The organism is Paenibacillus sonchi, assembly GCF_016772475.1.
GTDB lineage: Bacteria > Bacillota > Bacilli > Paenibacillales > Paenibacillaceae > Paenibacillus_AQ > Paenibacillus_AQ sonchi.
The window spans coordinates 5827333-5844303 of sequence record NZ_CP068595.1; the positions used below are offsets into that span (position 1 = coordinate 5827333).

At 52.4% G+C, this 16971-nt stretch carries 10 protein-coding genes and 3 pseudogenes; 4 read left to right on the forward strand and 9 right to left on the reverse strand.

What is annotated here, in order from left to right:
• The first annotated feature begins 80 nt into the window (after positions 1-80).
• Positions 81-1304 (forward strand): glucose-1-phosphate adenylyltransferase, encoded by a 1224-nt coding sequence (locus JI735_RS26025; RefSeq protein ID WP_039835465.1) that lies wholly within the window; start codon positions 81-83, stop codon positions 1302-1304.
• Positions 1305-1579: 275 nt separating this feature from the next.
• On the opposite strand, the gene JI735_RS26030 is transcribed toward JI735_RS26025, so the two are convergent.
• From JI735_RS26030 to JI735_RS26060, 7 genes and pseudogenes are all read right to left on the reverse strand, one after another.
• On the reverse strand, positions 1580-2770 hold the full coding sequence (locus JI735_RS26030; protein ID WP_202676580.1) for an IS256 family transposase: 1191 nt from the start codon (positions 2768-2770) through the stop codon (positions 1580-1582).
• A gap of 376 nt (positions 2771-3146) precedes the next feature.
• Positions 3147-4226, reverse strand: a complete 1080-nt coding sequence (locus JI735_RS26035) for a GNAT family N-acetyltransferase (protein WP_051051973.1) — start codon at positions 4224-4226, stop codon at positions 3147-3149.
• Between the two features lie 38 nt (positions 4227-4264).
• Positions 4265-5691: pseudogene (locus JI735_RS26040) on the reverse strand (sensor histidine kinase).
• Positions 5688-6386 carry a response regulator transcription factor gene (locus JI735_RS26045; protein ID WP_020431216.1) on the reverse strand — a complete coding sequence of 233 codons (699 nt, stop codon included), beginning with the start codon at positions 6384-6386 and terminating at the stop codon, positions 5688-5690. Before JI735_RS26045 ends, JI735_RS26040 begins: the two are co-directional and overlap by 4 nt.
• Positions 6379-7701, reverse strand: coding sequence for a hypothetical protein (locus tag JI735_RS26050; protein WP_051051974.1), 1323 nt, complete (start codon positions 7699-7701; stop codon positions 6379-6381). The genes JI735_RS26045 and JI735_RS26050 overlap by 8 nt, the downstream gene beginning before the upstream one ends.
• Positions 7701-8425: pseudogene (locus tag JI735_RS26055) on the reverse strand (phosphonate ABC transporter ATP-binding protein). Before JI735_RS26055 ends, JI735_RS26050 begins: the two are co-directional and overlap by 1 nt.
• 95 nt (positions 8426-8520) lie before the next feature.
• Complete coding sequence (locus JI735_RS26060; protein ID WP_233183461.1) at positions 8521-9699, reverse strand: MFS transporter; 1179 nt, start codon at positions 9697-9699, stop codon at positions 8521-8523.
• Between the two features lie 136 nt (positions 9700-9835).
• Here JI735_RS26060 and JI735_RS26065 point away from each other — a divergent pair.
• From JI735_RS26065 to JI735_RS26075, 3 genes and pseudogenes are all read left to right on the forward strand, one after another.
• Positions 9836-10752, forward strand: a pseudogene (locus JI735_RS26065) (ArsR/SmtB family transcription factor).
• A gap of 39 nt (positions 10753-10791) precedes the next feature.
• Entirely contained in the window at positions 10792-11544 is a 753-nt protein-coding gene (locus JI735_RS26070; protein WP_039836729.1) for an HAD family hydrolase, read from the forward strand.
• 100 nt (positions 11545-11644) lie between these two features.
• Positions 11645-12379 (forward strand): DsbA family protein, encoded by a 735-nt coding sequence (locus tag JI735_RS26075; RefSeq protein ID WP_039836730.1) that lies wholly within the window; start codon positions 11645-11647, stop codon positions 12377-12379.
• Positions 12380-12526: 147 nt separating this feature from the next.
• Here JI735_RS26075 and JI735_RS26080 read toward each other — a convergent pair whose 3' ends face one another.
• Both JI735_RS26080 and JI735_RS26085 read right to left on the reverse strand, forming a co-directional pair.
• Complete coding sequence (locus tag JI735_RS26080; protein WP_202676581.1) at positions 12527-14815, reverse strand: type IA DNA topoisomerase; 2289 nt, start codon at positions 14813-14815, stop codon at positions 12527-12529.
• Between the two features lie 101 nt (positions 14816-14916).
• Positions 14917-16626 (reverse strand): proline--tRNA ligase, encoded by a 1710-nt coding sequence (locus JI735_RS26085; RefSeq protein WP_202676582.1) that lies wholly within the window; start codon positions 16624-16626, stop codon positions 14917-14919.
• Positions 16627-16971 lie beyond the last annotated feature (345 nt).

Consider the following 16971-nt stretch of genomic DNA (forward strand, 5'->3'; position numbering starts at 1 on the left):
ATATATTTCACCTATGCGTTTCAAGTGCTTGCGCAGCGTGTATATTACAAGCATTGACAAAAAAATGGGAGGGATAACAAATGAGTAAAAAAGAATGTATCGCCATGCTGCTGGCAGGCGGGGAAGGCCGCAGACTCGCCCCCTTGACTTCCACCATGGCTAAGCCTGCAGTCCCTTTCGGAGGGCAGTATAGAATCATTGACTTTCCCCTCAGCAATTGTGTAAATTCCAATATTGATACTGTAGGGGTTCTGACTCAGTATGAAGCCAATTCTTTGCATAACCATATTGGCGAAGGTGAGCCATGGGGGCTCCATACTCAGTCGGGCAAAGGGGTAAAGCTGCTTCCCTCCGGCGTTGAAGGCAAAGACAGCTACACAGGAACAGCCGATGCCATTTATAAAAACATTGAATTTATTGACAGCCACCACCCAGAACATGTACTTATTCTGTCGGCGGATCATATTTACCATATGAATTACCGGAAAATGCTCGATTATCATCTCAGCAAAAATGCAAAAGCCACCATCTCCGTGATGGAAGTGCCTTGGGATGAGGCCAGCCGTTTCGGGGTAATGAACGTGAATGATGAGCTTAAAATCTCAGAATTTGCCGAAAAACCCAAGGTTCCGAAGAGCAACCTTGCTTCTATGGGGATTTACTTATTCGAATGGAAATACCTCAAAGAGCATCTGCTGCAGGATGCAGCCGATTCAGCCTCCAGCCATGACTTTGGCAAAGATGTCATTCCAACGATGCTGGATGGCAACGAAGATTTGTTCGCCTACCGTTTCAACGGGTATTGGCGGGATGTAGGTACGGTTGGCAGTCTGTGGGAAGCGCATATGGATCTGCTGCACGAAGGCAACGGCTTCAAGCTCGACAACTCCCGCTGGCCGATGTACAGCCGGGCCCGCCGGACAAAGCCGGTTGTGCATAAACCGCGCATACAACTGCCTTCTGCCGACAGCCTTGTGAATGATTCCTGCCTGCTGGAGGGCAGCCTGAACCGTTCGGTCGTCTTCGGCGGGGTTGAAGTCGGCAAGCTGAGTCTGGTGAAACAGAGTGTCATTATGCCCGGGGTAAGAATCGGACGGGGTGTGCTGATTGAGAATGCCATTATTGGCGAGGGGGCTGTCATTAAGGATGGAGCCGTGATCAAGGGCAGTCCGGACAACATTGTAGTTGTTGGCCCGCATGAGATCGTTGCCGCCAAACCGGTCATTAAGACCCAGCCTTCCCGTCTGTTGCAGGAGGTCTATGAGAAAACCGGACGCCTGCGTGCGGAGGGGCTTCCTTCTTAAAGGAAGCTTGTAAGGAACAAAACGGCTGTGCTGCCCACCACGGGACAGCGCAGCCGTCTTGGTTTTAGCATTACCTGGAGAACGACCTCCGGTGAACCCTACGGCAACTCTTTAAGTGGAAAAAGGTACACTAATTTGCCGGTGTACATTATCCTTGGGTAGCGTCAAGAAGTTTGTGTAAGAAGCGTAGAGTATCTTCTCGAGTATTCGTTTTAGGTGGTAGGGGTGTTCTTGGGGGTGGGGGTTCCCCCACCCCCAAGAACAAGAGAAATGGGCTACTTTTCCTGCAATTCCTGGGCAGGATATCGTGCCTCAAACATCTCATTCAGTTTCTTCTTTACCTCTAGATCCCCAAAACCGCGAATCACTCGTTCGGCAAAGCGCTCGTTATACTCCACAACATCCAGATAAACAATCTTCTCTGCCGCATCCATATTGGTGAGGCTGTTCATGGGTTTGAGGCGCTTCCGAATTTCCTTATTCATTCGTTCAATGGGATTGGACGTGTAGATGGCTTCCTTAATGAGCGCTGGATACTTGTAGAACGTCAGTAAGGTCGCTAATTGCTCTTCCCATGACTGCATCTCTTTCGGGTAGAGCTTGCCCCATTTGGCCTTCACGGTATCGAATGCAGCCCGGGCCACATCCTCATCGGCTGAGGTGTAGATCGTCTTTAGATCTTCAATGACTTCGGTTTTGTGCTGCACCCGTATTTTGGGAAAGGTCGACCGAATCTTGTGAACCACACAGTGCTGTACGTCTGCCTTCGGATACGTTTCGCGGAACGCTCCATCCAGGCCGGGGAGTCCGTCAAACACGCCGAGCAAGACTTCCTGCGCTCCGCGGTCGTAAAGATCCTTCAGGACCTCCCGCCAGCCATTGGCGCTTTCTTGGCCCCCCACATAAAACCCGAGGATTTGTCGGTGGCCTTCTTCGTCAATGCCCATCGCGAAATAAACCACTTCTCCGCCGACGGTGCCACGTTTGAGTTTGACGTATAATCCGTCCAGATAGATGACGGAATAACGCTTTTGCAGAGGGCGCTTCTGCCACTGGTGAATGTCTTCGAGGACGGTTGCCGTAATGTTGCTGACCGTCGTGGGAGAATAGTGACTGCCGAACATACTTTCAATGAACCGGGCCACATCCCGTGTCCCCATTCCGCTTTTGTACATCTGAATGACGGCCTCTTCTAACGAACCGTCCCGCCGTTGGTAGGGCTCAAACAGTTGCGTCTGGAACAGAGCCTGACGGTCACGAGGAACCTTAAGATTCTCCACATTTCCGTATTTCGTGTGCAGATTGCGCGGGTAATATCCATTGCGACTGTTGCTTGGACCGGACTCTTCCGTAGCCATGAATTCTTGGATTTCTGCTCGCATGATGGACTCTAAGTTCTCTTTCACAAATTGAGTAACAAGATTTTCAAATAGATTATTCAGCATATTTTCGGGTACAATAGTCATTGAGTAGGGTTCCTTTCTTGGTGGTGTCGTAATCCCGAGAATACCCTACTTTTTTGTTGCCTACTAGGCCCCAAATCTTGGTACACAACTTATTTTACGCCATCTATCCTTGGGCAGATGAAGTGGAAAAAGGTACACTAATTCAGCTCTTTTCCCCATTATTCAAGAAAAGTGGCTCAATTAAGTTTACTTTTTCCACTTCAATCTCAGGATTTCTTAATTTTCGGAAAAATAAGTTCCCTTTTTCCAACTAGCACCTGCGGAGAAGCCGGTAGGCAAGTGCTAGTTGGAATTTTTTCGCTTCTCCCAAAACATATAAATTATCTTTCAATAAAGGGATGCGTCGCTGTTATTGACAGTGCGCATCCCTTTTTCTCTAGGCCTTTCTGGCCCGCCATTCTCTGTCCAATATACTCAGTTGTATACAATCGATATAGTTCTCCCCGAACAACGCCGCTTCACGTTGAATGCCTTCGCGGATAAATCCTGCCCGCTCATAGCACTTCAATGCAGCCTGGTTAAAGCTGAAGGCACCCAGAGACAGCCGGTGCAGCCGCAGTCCATCGAATGCGATCCGCAGCAGCTCCTGTATCATTCGCTGGCCAATCCCCCGCCCTTGCTGTGCAGGGTCAACAATCACGCGGCTGATTCTGGCCGAGCCGTTCGCTCTGTCAATCGCTGACAGGCTGATATGCCCCACAACCTGATGTTCTTCCCCTTCAACCGCACAATAGATCAGCTTGTCAGATTCCGCCGGATGATTGGCACCTTCCAAATAATTTGTAAGCTGCTTATGGTCCAGCGGATAGGTGAAGGAAGGGCCGGCCCACTGTTTGAGAAAGTCCGCCGATAGGCTCCAGCGCTGCAAATGCCCGAAATCCAAAGCATCCATATAGCGGAGACGCATAGAATGACCACTGGCAGAACCATACTCATAGAGATTCACCAACCGCCCTTCACCCACATCGCGTGTCCCCATATATCGAAAACCCATACTTTGATAATAGCGGTTAAGCTTCACATTATGAGCTGCCGTATCCAGCCTCAATCCTTTACGGCCAAGCTCCCGCGCTTTGAGAACGGCAAAGCCAATCATCTGCCGCCCCAGTCCGCCGCCGCGGTGTGTTTGGGCTACGGTAAGTCTGTGCAGATAGACATATGACTCGTCATTCTGTTCACCCCAATACTGAGCATCACTGAACTGTAGCGTGAACATCCCGGCAAGAGCATTTCCGTCAAGGGCCAGGTACACCTCCCGATCCGTGAAATAGCCTTGAATATCCTGTTCGACGAATTGACCGGGTGTCCACTGCCGGATTCCTTTGCTCTCCATCCAGCCTGCTGCTTCACGCAGCAGCTTCAGCACATCCTCTGCCCATTCAAAACTGCCCTTATGGATCCTATAACCGTGTTGTAGAGCAGGGAAATGCTCCGGTCTTTGTTCTTCCTCTCCCATCCTTTCATCCCCTACCCTCACTTTATTCCTGACCAGAGCTAGAGCAGATTCTCTGCCTGCGGAGCCTCCGGCGGAAGCTCTTCCGTCATCGGCAAGATTACGGTCACCTGCGTCCCCTTGCCAAGCTCACTGTCCATTTCCAGCTTGCCCCCGTGAAGCTCGACAATTTGCTGCGAGATCGCAAGCCCCAAACCTGTTCCCCCATTCAGGGCATCCACCTGAAAGAAGCGGTCGCGTACTCTGCCGAGATGGGCCTCACTGATGCCTATCCCGCTGTCCCGCACAACGACCGCCAATTCACTGCCTGCCAGCCGGTGTGCAGACAGGACGATGCTTGAATCCTCGGGAGAAAATTTCACAGCGTTGTCCACCAGATTAAGGAACACTTGCTTCAACCGGTTGGCATCGCCCTTGATAAAGAACGTCTCGTCACATTCCAACAGCAAATGAATCCGTTTTTTCTCTGCTTTGGCCCAGATATTCAGAATGGTCTCCTGCAGCAGCACTTTGATATCCACACGTCCCATGGACAGCTTCATTTCATTCTGCTGCAGTTTGGAGAAATCGAGTATTTCCTCCACCAGCCCGATCAGCCGGTCACTTTCCTTGGAGATGATCCCCATGCCCAGCTTGGTTTCCTCCGGATCATATCCCCCGGAAACGAGCGTTTCGCTCCAGCCCTTGATGCTGGTAAGCGGGGTCCGCAGCTCATGCGAGATGGAGGAAATGAAATCATCCTTGATCTGGTTGCTGCGGATAATCTCATCTGCCATATAATTCAGCGTCGAAGCCAGATCACCGATTTCGTAGCGATAATCGCCTTTGATGCGGGTAGTGAATTTGCCCTTCGCCATCTGCGCGGAGACAGCGGTGATATTCTTCAGCGGTTTGACAATAGAATTCGCCAGACCGAAGCTGAACAAAACGACAATCGCCATAACCGCTGAGCCAATCCCAATGGATACCAGCGTCAGGTTCAGCAGATCACTGTCGATTCTTTCCATCGAGGTAACGTAACGGATAACGTATGTCTCGCGCCCGTTGATATGCACCAGCTTGGAGACGGCCATTACGCTTTCGTTCGTCCCCGGCTGGCGGCCTACCCAGCGGCCGACACTTCCCCCACCGCTTCTGGAACATCACTGGTCGTAATGGTGCGGTCGGGCTGAAATCCGGTGGAACTGATCAGCATATTCCCATCCTGCGTCAGCACCTGCAGTTCCGTATAGTCCATTTCGAAGAAATCGAGCAGCTTTTGCAGTTGATTGGGTGAGCGCTCTCCAGAAATCTCATATTTCAGGAAATCCTCTGCCGTCCCGATATGCGTTGTGATTTTACTGTAGACACTGTCGTAATAATACGTCCGGATCGCCAGCAGGAATATAACCTCAACGAGGAGAAGCGCCACAAAGACGACAAAAATATAGTGCAATACAATCTGTCTGCGCATCCCCTTCTTGATCATTGTCCTTGGCCTTTCCACTTATAGCCGTGGCCCCACACGGTCTGAAGATATTCCGGCTCCGACGGATTATTTTCGATTTTTTGCCGCAGCCGGCGGATGTTAACATCCACTATTTTGGGATCGCCCATATATTCCTTGCCCCAGACATGATCAAGCAATGAATCACGGCTGAGCGGGGTATTCTCCATCTCCAGGAAATATTGCACCAGTGAAAATTCAGTCGGGGTCAGCTCAATCGCCTCTCCGCTGCGTTTGAACTGCTTGGAAATCAGGTCGAGCGTAAACGGCCCGGATTGAAAAGAAACCTTGGCTGACTGCTCGCGGTGCACATTGACCCGGCGGAGCAGGGATTGGATGCGGGCAATCAGCTCTGTAGGGCTGAACGGTTTGCTTACATGGTCATCCGCTCCTACTGAAAGTGCATAGACTTTGTCCTGCTCCTGGACCTTTGCGGTCAGAAAAATAATCCCCAGCCGCTCATTGGTCTCTCTGATTCGTCTGCATACCTCAAATCCGTCGATCCCCGGCACCATTACATCCAGCAGTGCGATGTCAATATCGGGCACCGTTGTCAGCTTGTGGAGCGCCTCATTCCCATCTGCGGCCTCCAGCACCTCAAACCCGTTGCGCTTGAGGTTAATCACAATAAAACTCCGGATGGATTCTTCATCCTCCAGGATTAGTACTTTACTCATCGATTCCCTTCCTTTCAATAGGCGAGGTAATTTTATTGCTGTCTCCCCCGCTTGTATTCTGCTCCAGTTCTCCCCGGTAGCCGATAATTTTGTCCAAATCGCTTCCGAGCATCTCCCAGCCTTCGTTTTTCTCCCGGTCCCATTCCGCAGGAGTAAAGAAAGAAACCTCAGCAACCGTCTCTCCGGTGTCCAGCATGATGAATCTTAAATATTTATCCTGGACAGACTTGGTGTCAACCGTCACCTTCTCATACCATTTCGGTAAAATGTTAAGGGTGAACCGGTCCGACGGGTCCTGGTACAGCTGAGCGGAGAAGGTAAGTCCGTTCTTGCCATCCCATTTATAATATGAATTAAAATACGGAATGGTCTGCGGATCGAAGTATTCCCAGCCCTTGGGAGGCTCAAGCAGACCGATCTCCAAAATGCCGTCCCCGTCGATGTCTTCACTGACAATCTTACGCTCTTTGAAGGTTCTGGCGTCCCCCGGAACAACCACACGCAGCTTGTTGTTCTCCATCACCACCATGGTTGAATAGGCCGAATGGGAATCAATCGCGGCATCCAATATGATACCTTCTTTATGTTCGGCTACTTTTCCTGAGACAATATTGTAATAATTATTAAAATACGGATCCAGATCATCAAGTTCATCCAGAACCTTGAACCCGTCGCTGTACTGATAGGTTGCAATCGTGGCAAATTCATTGCGTTTGAAATTTACAACGGTAATATCTTGAATTCCATCTTCGTTCAAATCGTCCAGTAAATATTTGGTGTACGGCTGCGTCAGCATTTCCTCCAGAACCCCGCCTGAATAGCTGTACACCACCATGCCTTTTTCTTCACCGCGCGAGTAGCCTGCAATGATATCCAGCTTGCCGTCACCGGTAACATCCTGAATATTCACAGAGTCCAGCCCGGTTCCGTTGCCGTCAAACACCAGCTTCTTCACCCAGGCTTTATCGTGCTTCTCCAGGATCATGCCGTGAATCTGCACCGTTTCATTCTTCGTCAGATAGAAAACAAGTGTCTCCATGGTGCCGTCCTTGTCCAGATCCTCTGTAAAAATGGCGCTGTCATCATTATTGGCCGGACGAATCAGCGTGGAGCCGGCAGGCTTCAGCGTATTGATCGCTGTCTTCAATGACGCCTTATCGGCGGACAGCTGCGGCGCCCTCATCTTCGAAACAGGATCGCTGATGAAGGTGCAGCCCGACAGCACAGACAGTGACAATGACACCGCCGCCAGGCGCTTCAGAACTTGTCTATTCAACTTCATCACTCTTTCCCGGTTGCCTTCAGTTCGGTTCATTACAGCCTGGCGCGCTCCTGCGAGGTCAGTCTGCGGCCCTTCACATCATGTTTGATTCTTCCGTCTTCGAGCACCCAGATCCGGGTCGCATAACGCTCCGCCAGCTCGACCGGGATCACGGTAATCACCGTAAGCCCGGTTTCCTTGCACAGTTTGCGCAGGGTCTCCAGCACATTCTCCGCTGTTTTGGGATCAAGGCCGGTGACCGGCTCATCTGCCAGTATAACCTTGGCGCCATGCACTAATGCGCGGGCAATGGCCACACGCTGGCGTTCTCCCCGCTGAGCTGGCTGGTCTTCAGCTTAGCCTTGTCGAGCAGACCGAGCAAATCCAGCTGGTCCATGGCGCCCATGTAATCATCCGACCGCACCATGCCGGTCACCATCCGCCACAGCGGAGTCTGCGATGACTGGCCAATCAGCACGTTCTTAAGCGCCGTCCGGTTCGGATTCAGCTCCGCATTCTGTTCCAGGTATGCCCATTCGCGGCTGATCTTGCGTTTGCCGGCAAAGGCGCTTTTCATAATATCCATTCCATCTACCCTGAAGTTGCCCCGGTCCCATTTCTCCTTAAGCGCCAGGCAGCGCAGCAGCGTCGACTTGCCGCTTCCGCTCGCTCCGAGCAGCACTACCAGTTCACCTTCTTCTAATTGAAAGCCAATATCCTGCAGCACCGGAATTTTGTCTTCCCCGACTGCTTTGGCCAAATGTTCAACTGTGATCATTGTTCAGCCTCTCCCTGTCTTCATCTCTACTCTACTCTATAGTGTACTCTGAAAGCGGGATCAAATTCCATGCGAGCACTCGTTCTTATCTTACCTCAAATCGTCTGCCGTGGCGAGAATAATAACCCGGCCAGGCCGAACAAAATATATAAAATTCCCATTAGCAGAAAAACCCCGCCGCCCCAGCCGAATTGCAGGAGCAGGCCGCCGAGGCCCGGTCCGATAATACTGCCGATGCTATAGTGAAAAGAAGAAACTACATTGGCGGCAGGCAGCAGGTTACGCGGCAGGATATCTGCAGCATAGCTGAGCCCGAGCGAGAAAAAAGAGCCTACAAGCCCGCCGGCTGCCATGAGCAAGGCCAGGGTCCACAGGAACCGGTCTTCCGCCAGCGGCAGCAGCGCAAACGCCAAACCTCCGCCCACCCCGGAGACAATCAGAATTTTCTTTCGGCCGTAGCGGTCGCTCCATATGCCTAACGGCATCTGCAGCAGCAGTCCTCCAATCCCTGCGAACGGCAGCAGCGCTGCGATCTCATTGGCGCTGAAGCCGATGCGCAGCCCGTATACCGGGAAGTTGCTGTTCAGGCTTGCTTCCATATACCCGTATAAAAGAGCCGGGATCAGCGCATACCATGCCAGACTGTAGCTGCGGACGAACCGGCGGGCCTGGCCCTCCCCATGCTCTGCCTTGTCCGGACGGGAGCCCGGGAGCTTGAATAAAACGAGGAGCAGCACGAGAAGAAACAGCAGTGCAATGGCCGCAAAAGGCGCTGCCTGCCCGAACCGGAGCAGGCTTATGCCAAGCGGCCCTAGACTGAAGCCAAGCCCGTAAGACATTCCGTACAGGGAGAGATTGCGGCCACGGTGCGCGGCAGGCGTCATAAGAAGCACCCAGAGCTGGGCAGCATAATTGATGGCCGAATCCCCCGCGCCGACAAGCAGGCGCAGCAGAAACCAGGCTTTGACCCCAGGAAGCAGCGGAAATAAAATGAGAGACACCAGTACAAGGCTAATTCCGGCTGCGATTAATTTTTTAAAACCGATCCTGCTGAGAATCCGTTCCGCCACCAGCGTCATCGCAAAGGAGCCTACGTACAGCGCGGCGGCATTCATGCCGTTGAGCGAGGACGAGATCCCCTTTTGCTCCAGAAGAATGGATAATACCGGAAGCAGCAAGCCCTGGCTGAGCCCCGCGGCAATAATAACGGTAATCAGAATGAAGTAATTCAGTTTACTGCTCTGAGTCACAGTTGTAGCGGTACTGTCTGGCACGGATGAATCCTCCTATGTATTTCTATGATTACGAAAACTTACGCCGCCCTGGCAAACACCGAACATTATAGTGGACAACCTTCTTCAAAACAAGAGATAATATATAGAAGTGACCGATTTCCTGGGGTGCAAGCTCGTGAACTATAAATTAGAAATTGATGTATCGCCCGTATACGAACTGCTGGACAGTTTTATGTTATATGTAACCCGAAAATGGATCTCCAATCTGGACATCGGGCCCGATTGGATCCGCGATGTCGACAGCCGCATCGCCCCGCAGCAGATTTCTGCGCTGCGCCAGGCTGCTGAATGGCCTTTTAGTGACTATGATGTGCTCTACGCCTGGGCATACAGCAGAGGCCCCGCTTCCAAAGTCACCCAATTCCTGGATGAGCTGGAGGCCTGTCCGCTGGAGGAATGCTTTGAGCGGACTGCACCTTTTTCGAATCGTTCACCCTGGAAGAATGCGCCCGGATCAAATACAGCTACACTCCGCTGCTGCGGCTGTGGTACGACCAGTATTTCCGCCATACGGAGCAAAGGATGCTGACGCTGATGATCGAAGACGCCTCGGAGAAAAAAATGCTGGAGAGCAAAATGGATATCGTCGCCCTTATTGAATATGCCTCCGGCGGCATGGTCATCGAGGATATTCCGGAGCTGGAGACCATAGTACTGCTGCCCACCGTCCACAACCGTCCAATCAATACCTATTGCTTCTATAAAAAATTGATGCTGGTGCAATATCCTGTCGATGTGCCGCAGGACAGTGAAGATGAACCGCCTATCGTGCTGCTCCGCTTAACCAAGGCCCTCTCCGACCCGACCCGGCTGCGTATGCTGCGTTTTATCGCCCATGAGCCCAAGACGATGTGGGAGATGCAGTCCGAGCTGAGCCAATCGAGGGAAATGCTGATGCACCATCTGCTCATCCTGCGCGTCGCCGGCCTGCTGCGGGTGCATTTGCGGGGTGAAGGCACGGAGCGCTACAGCATCAGGCCAGACGGCGCTTCGGAACTTCAGATGTTCCTGGAGTCCTATATTCGTATATAATAATGATTCAGATATAGATACTTATTAGGAGTGAGCGTTATGAAATATTTGACACAGCAAGTGATTTTCGATCTTGATGACACCCTGGTGCATTGCAACAAATATTTTGACCTCATTCTGGGGCAATATTTCGAGCTGATGTCCGAATGGTTTGGCGAGTATGGCGGGACAACCGCCGAATTCCGCAGCAAACAGGTAGAAATTGATGTGCAAACCGTAAGCACAAGCGGACTCGCCAGCGATAATTTTCCGAAATCCCTCATTGCGACGTACCGTTACTTTTGCATCAAATACAATCAACCTGCCGATCCTTCTCAGGAACAACAGCTGATGAAGCTCGGAATGAGCGTCTATGATCAGGAGGTTGAGGCCTACCCCGGCATGGTGGAGACACTGGACACTCTGAAGCAGGACGGACATGCGCTGTACCTCTACACCGGCGGGGACGATACCATCCAGCAGCGCAAAATCGAACAAATGAAGCTGGATGTTTATTTTGATGACCGGATCTACATCCGCCAGCACAAAAATGTGGAGGCACTGGAGAATATCCTGAACACGCATAAATTTGACCGCAAAAACACATGGATGATCGGCAATTCCCTGCGTACGGATGTGCTTCCAGCCTTGACTGCGGGCATCAACAGCATCTACCTGAAGCAGCAAAATGAATGGCTCTACAACCTCATTGAGCTGCAGCGCGAGATGCAGCAGTCCGTCCAGACGATCACCTCCATCAGCGAGGTGCCGCCGGTCATCCGCTCTGCTGCCCTGTACAAAAATCACGGGTGATGCGCTTCTTCATGGCTTGTTACAAATGACATATTCAGCCTGCTGCGGGTGTGATTATACTTTATTGAGTAGATTTTCATATCACGCAGGAGGTCCGCGAATGAACAAGAAAGCAAATCCCCACACCTCAGGAGGCAACAGGCGATTATTGCCGATGCTGCTCGGCGCCGTTGTCGTTCTGCTCATTGGAGTCCTTGTCTTTGTCACAACCAGAGGCACAGCCAGTGAAACTGCCGAACTCGACGATCTCCCGAACTACACGGATGTCAAAGGAACCATCGTTGTTGACGGCCTGAAATACGAGAAGCAGCCGCATCTGGGCAGTGAAAATGCCAAGGTGAAGGTCATCGAATTCGCTGATTTCAAATGCCCCGCCTGCAAAAAATGGACCGAAGCCTATCTGGATACCTTCATCAAGGATTATGTGGATACCGGTAAAGTGCAGTTGTACTTCATGAATTTCGCCTTTCTCGACCGTGACTCCTATCTTGCCGCCAGTGCCGGTGAAGCCATCTACAAACAGAGCAATGAGAAGTTCTGGGAGTATTTGCATAAGCTGTACGAGAACCAAGGGGATGAGAGCAAAATATGGGCCACCCAGAAATTCATCCTGAGCTTCGTAAAAAAGAACATCGACGGTATTGATTACGCCAAGTTCGAGCAGGATCTTAAGAACCAGACCTATATGTATGATGTGAAGGAAGACTTCAAAATCGCCGGCTCCTATGGTGTAAACGGCACGCCTAAGTTCATGGTTGACGGCGTATTGCTCCCTGACTCCTCATATGAGGGGCTGACCGCTGCGATTGAAGCCGGGCTGGCTAAAGCCCGGTAGCAGCCTGATCAGGACAAGTGAGTGTGTCAGATTATTCAAAAAGGGAAGAGGATGTGCCCGGCCTTCATATTGCTGGCCGGGCACATCCTCTTTTGTCATGGCATCGGCAGCCTGCCCAGGACAAGATGGGGAGAGCTGAAGATACCTTTACTCGATGCCGAGCTGTCCGGTGTCGCTGCTCTTCAGCACCAGCTTGCCCTCCAGCGGTGAGCCATCCTCCGCAGTGAGCTTCAGCTTGCCGGTCTTCCCCTTTTCGATCAGCGCCTTCACCTGGGCATCGGTAAGCGTCCGGCCATACGTTTCTTTCCAGATGACGAATTTGCAGCCTTCCTTGTAATGAGAGCAGCCATAACCTTTGCGGCCCATAAAAATCATGCCGCCGCAGCCCGGACGCGGGCAGACCCCAATGATTTTGGGTCCGGCATCCGCTGCACTTCCGGCTGTAGCCTGCCTGCTGCGGGCAGGCTTCACGGCAGCCGTCTTCCCCTCTTCCCCGCTGCGCTTCCCCGGCGCCGCTTTTCCGGCCGGCTTGCTGGAACCAGCGGTACTCCGGCCCTTGGCTCCGCCGCGGAGCGAAGGCGTCTCTCCTTCGAAGGAGGTTCTGTCCGCCCTCGACTGCACGCGGACCTTATCCACAATCATAGAAGCGAAGCGTTTCACATTCGCCATGAACTGGCTGTCTGCCGCTGTTCCTCTGGCGATTTCATTCAGGCGCCGCTCCCACTGCCCGGTCATTTCCGGCGAGGTCAGCAGCTCGACGCCGGCACCGCGGATCAATTCAATCGCCGTGCGGCCCTTTTGGGTAATGGCTATTTTTTTACCCTGCATCTCCACATAACCGACATTCTTCAGCCGTTCAATGGTTGCCGCCCGGGTAGCCGGCGTGCCCAGCCCTGAATCCTTCATGGCATCGCGCAGCTCTTCATCTTCAATCTGCTTGCCGGCACTCTCCATGGCTTTCAAGAGGGTACCCTCGGTATAATGCTTGGGCGGCTGGGTGTCCTTTTCTTTGACCACGGCATCGCTGCAGAGCACACCGGCATTCGGATCTATGGAGAACGGCTCATTGACCTCAATTTCCTCTTCTTCGTCTTCCTCCTTGCCTTTGCCTTTGGCGGGCTTCTTATCCTTCTTCTGATCGGCGTAGATGACCTTCCAGCCCAGACTCAGAAGTTCCTTGACCGTTGTCTTGAAATTTTCGCCTTCCACCTCAGTAATGACTGTATGCACCTTATACTCAGCAGCCGGATAGAACTGTGAGAGAAACCGGCGGACAATCAGATCATAGAGCTTGGCCTCATCGGCGCTCAGTCCGGAAGCCTTGCGGTTCGTCGGCAGGATGGCATGGTGATCCTCAACCTTAGAGGGGTTGCAGATGAATTTGTTTCCTTTGTGCACCAGATTCCGGTTCGCCCCTTTGACCCACTCGTCATAGGTTGTCCCCTGAAGCGCAGAGAGCGTTTTATGCATTTCCGGAATATTCTGTTCGGTGACATAGTTCGAGTTGGTACGCGGATAAGAAATCACCTTATGCTTCTCGTAAAGGGCCTGGGCGAGATCAAGCGTTTTTTTAGCCGAAAAAGCATATTTGCCGTTTGCTTCCCGCTGCAGCAGCGTCAAGTCATACAGCTTGTTCGGATATTCCTTGGTCTCCTTCACCTCATAGGATGCGATCCTGGCCGGCTTGCCCTTGACCTTGGCCGCGAGCGCTTCAGCCTTGGCTCCGTCGGTCATCCGCTCCCCCTGCCACATCCCTTTGTACACCACTTCATTCTGGGTAAAATGCCCTTCAACTTCAAAAAATTTCAGCGATGAGAAGGCTTCAATCGTCTTCTGCCGGTCATAGATCAGCGCAAGCACAGGGGTCTGCACCCGGCCTACCGAGAGCAGCACATTATGCTTGGTTGTGAACGCACGCGAGCCATTCATCCCAATCAGCCAATCCGCCTCACTGCGCGCCTTGGCGGCCTTGGTCAAATTCTCATATTCCGAGCCGTCCTTCAGCTCCTGAAACCCTTTGCGGATGGTTTCCGGCGTCAGGTCGGAGATCCACAGGCGCTTCACAGGCTGGCTGAGCTTCAGATGCCGCTGAATCAGCGAAAAGATATGCTGCCCCTCACGCCCGGCATCACAGGAATTCACCAGCAGATCGCTGCGTTTCGCCAGCTCGCCGATCACCTTCAGCTGATCCAGCGTACGCGCATTCGGCACCAGCTTGAACTCCTCGGGAATGATCGGCAGGTCGTTAATGTTCCATTTTTTGTACTTTGAATCATATGCTTCCGGTTCGGCCAGACCGATCAGATGACCGATGGCCCAGGTAATAATATACTGCTCGCCTTCCAGATAAGAACGGTAGTTTTTGGCCTTCGGTTCTATTGCGGCGGCGATATTCCGCCCCATATCCGGTTTCTCCGCAATAATAAGTGTCTTCAAAAAGTATCGCTCCTTAGCCTCAATCTTCCAAAATACGTCCAGTAGTCTATTATACCATCAACTCCGCCGCTTTTTAACGTATTCCCGGAAACTTTAACCCCTCAGCGGTTCCGACCGGCAGTAACCCGCGATACCGCTTCTGCTATGTCAATGACCTCTTTGCTGTTCGATCTCCGGTCCATAAATTCCACCTTTCCTTCGGCCGCAGCCTTGCCCACAACAATGGTTACGGGTATCCCCATGAGGATCGAGTCTTTGAACTTCACGCCTGCGCGTTCATCCCTGTCGTCAAGCAAGACTTCAATCCCAAGCTGGGCAAGCTGTTCATACAGAGCTTCCGCAGCCGCTGTCTGCACCTCGTCTTGGACGGACATCAGCAGGATATGAACCCGGTAAGGTGCCAATGCCGCAGGCCAGATAAGCCCCTGCCCATCGTTGTTCTGCTCAGCCACTGCAGCCAGCAGCCGCGAAATTCCGATACCGTAGCAGCCCATTATCATCGGTTTGCTCCGGCCGTTGGCATCCAAAACCGAAGCCCCAAGCTTCTCGCTGTATTTCGTCCCCAGCTTGAAAATATGCCCGATCTCAATCCCCTGTTGAAAATGCAGGACACCTTTTCCGCATACAGGACAGGTCTCCCCTTCCTCTGCTGTGCGGAAATCCGCCACGTGTTCCAGAGCGAAATCCCGGCCAGGCACGACATCCCTCAGGTGGAAATCCCGTTCTCCGGCTCCGGTAATCCCGGAAGTCATTGCAGCCACCGCCCGGTCAACCAGCAAAGTCACAGGAAGTCCTACCGGCCCGACATAACCGCTCTCAACAAAGGCCGCCGCCTGTACCGTCTCCGAATCCGCCAGAGCAATCTCGCTGGCTCCGATATAGTTCCGGACCTTGACCTCGTTCACCTCATGATCCCCGCGAACGAGCACGGCAAAGGTTTTGCCGCCGCCCTGATAGATCAGTGTCTTCATCACCTGATCCGGTGCGATCTGCAGCTCCTGCTCCAGTTGATCAATCGTTCGGAGGCCAGGGGTGTGGAATTTCTCAGCACCAGGCTGATTGCTGACGTTCCGCTGCACCGCCTCCGCCTCTGTATGGACTTCAGCCTGCTCCAGGTTAGCGGCATAATCGCAAGCCGGACATACCGCAATCGTATCCTCGCCTATGCCCGATATAGCCATGAACTCATGGGTTTCCCCTTGCCCGCCTATCGCCCCGGCATCGGCGTGCACAGCCCGGTAGACAAGACCGCAGCGTTCAAAAATCCGCTGATACGCCTTGTACATTCTGCTATACGTGTCATCCAGCCCTTCCCAGCCGGTATCAAAAGAGTAAGCGTCTTTCATCAGGAACTCTCTGCCCCGCATCAACCCGGAACGGGGACGGCGCTCATCGCGGAATTTGGTCCCGATCTGGTAGACGGTAATTGGCAATTTCCGGTACGAGCTGACTTCCCCCATTAGCGAAGTAATTACCTCTTCATGTGTCGGCCCCAGCACAAATTCACGGTCATGACGGTCGCTCAGCTTCATAAGCTCCTTGCCGTAGACCTCATAACGTTCTGACTCCTTCCACAGCTCTGCAGGCTGCATCGAAGGCATCAGCAGTTCCTGCGCACCGGCTGCATCCATTTCCTCCCGCACGATAGCCTCAATCTTGCGCAGCACCCTCCGCCCCAGGGGCAGATAAGTATAAATTCCGGCTGCCAGCTGGCGGATATAACCGGCACGCAGCAGCAGCTGGTGGTTAACAGTCTCCGCCTCCGCAGGCGCTTCCCGCAGGGTGGTTGCTAACAAATGACTTTGGCGCATATTCATCAACCTCTCTTAAGTAAATTCAAGTGAAAGACAGTGCCTGGAATGAACACAAAAAAAGACACATCCGTCAGGGACGAATGCGCCGTGATACCACCCTGTTTCAACCGCCGCACCAAACCCGGCAGTCCTCCATTCGGATAACGGCCGATTCCGGCAGCACGTAATGCTGCAGCTTCCAAGGCAGGATATGCTTCTCTCGTTCTGTGAGGGACCTTTCAGCCGGTGAATCCCTTCTCTGTACTAACGATCCTTGAAACATAGATCCTCGGTCAATGCTGTTCGGTATAAATCGTGTTTTTAATCTATACGATTTTCGGGGCGGCGTCAAGCTTCAACAGT

Bases quoted from the DNA above. Each gene is read 5' to 3' on its own strand.
- JI735_RS26045 (WP_020431216.1), bottom strand. From the start codon at position 6,386: ATGAGTAAAGTACTAATCCTGGAGGATGAAGAATCCATCCGGAGTTTT.
- JI735_RS26025 (WP_039835465.1), top strand. From the start codon at position 81: ATGAGTAAAAAAGAATGTATCGCCATGCTGCTGGCAGGCGGGGAAGGC.
- JI735_RS26035 (WP_051051973.1), bottom strand. From the start codon at position 4,226: ATGGGAGAGGAAGAACAAAGACCGGAGCATTTCCCTGCTCTACAACAC.
- JI735_RS26085 (WP_202676582.1), bottom strand. From the start codon at position 16,626: ATGCGCCAAAGTCATTTGTTAGCAACCACCCTGCGGGAAGCGCCTGCG.
- JI735_RS26030 (WP_202676580.1), bottom strand. From the start codon at position 2,770: ATGACTATTGTACCCGAAAATATGCTGAATAATCTATTTGAAAATCTT.
- JI735_RS26075 (WP_039836730.1), top strand. From the start codon at position 11,645: ATGAACAAGAAAGCAAATCCCCACACCTCAGGAGGCAACAGGCGATTA.
- JI735_RS26050 (WP_051051974.1), bottom strand. From the start codon at position 7,701: ATGAACCGAACTGAAGGCAACCGGGAAAGAGTGATGAAGTTGAATAGA.
- JI735_RS26070 (WP_039836729.1), top strand. From the start codon at position 10,792: ATGAAATATTTGACACAGCAAGTGATTTTCGATCTTGATGACACCCTG.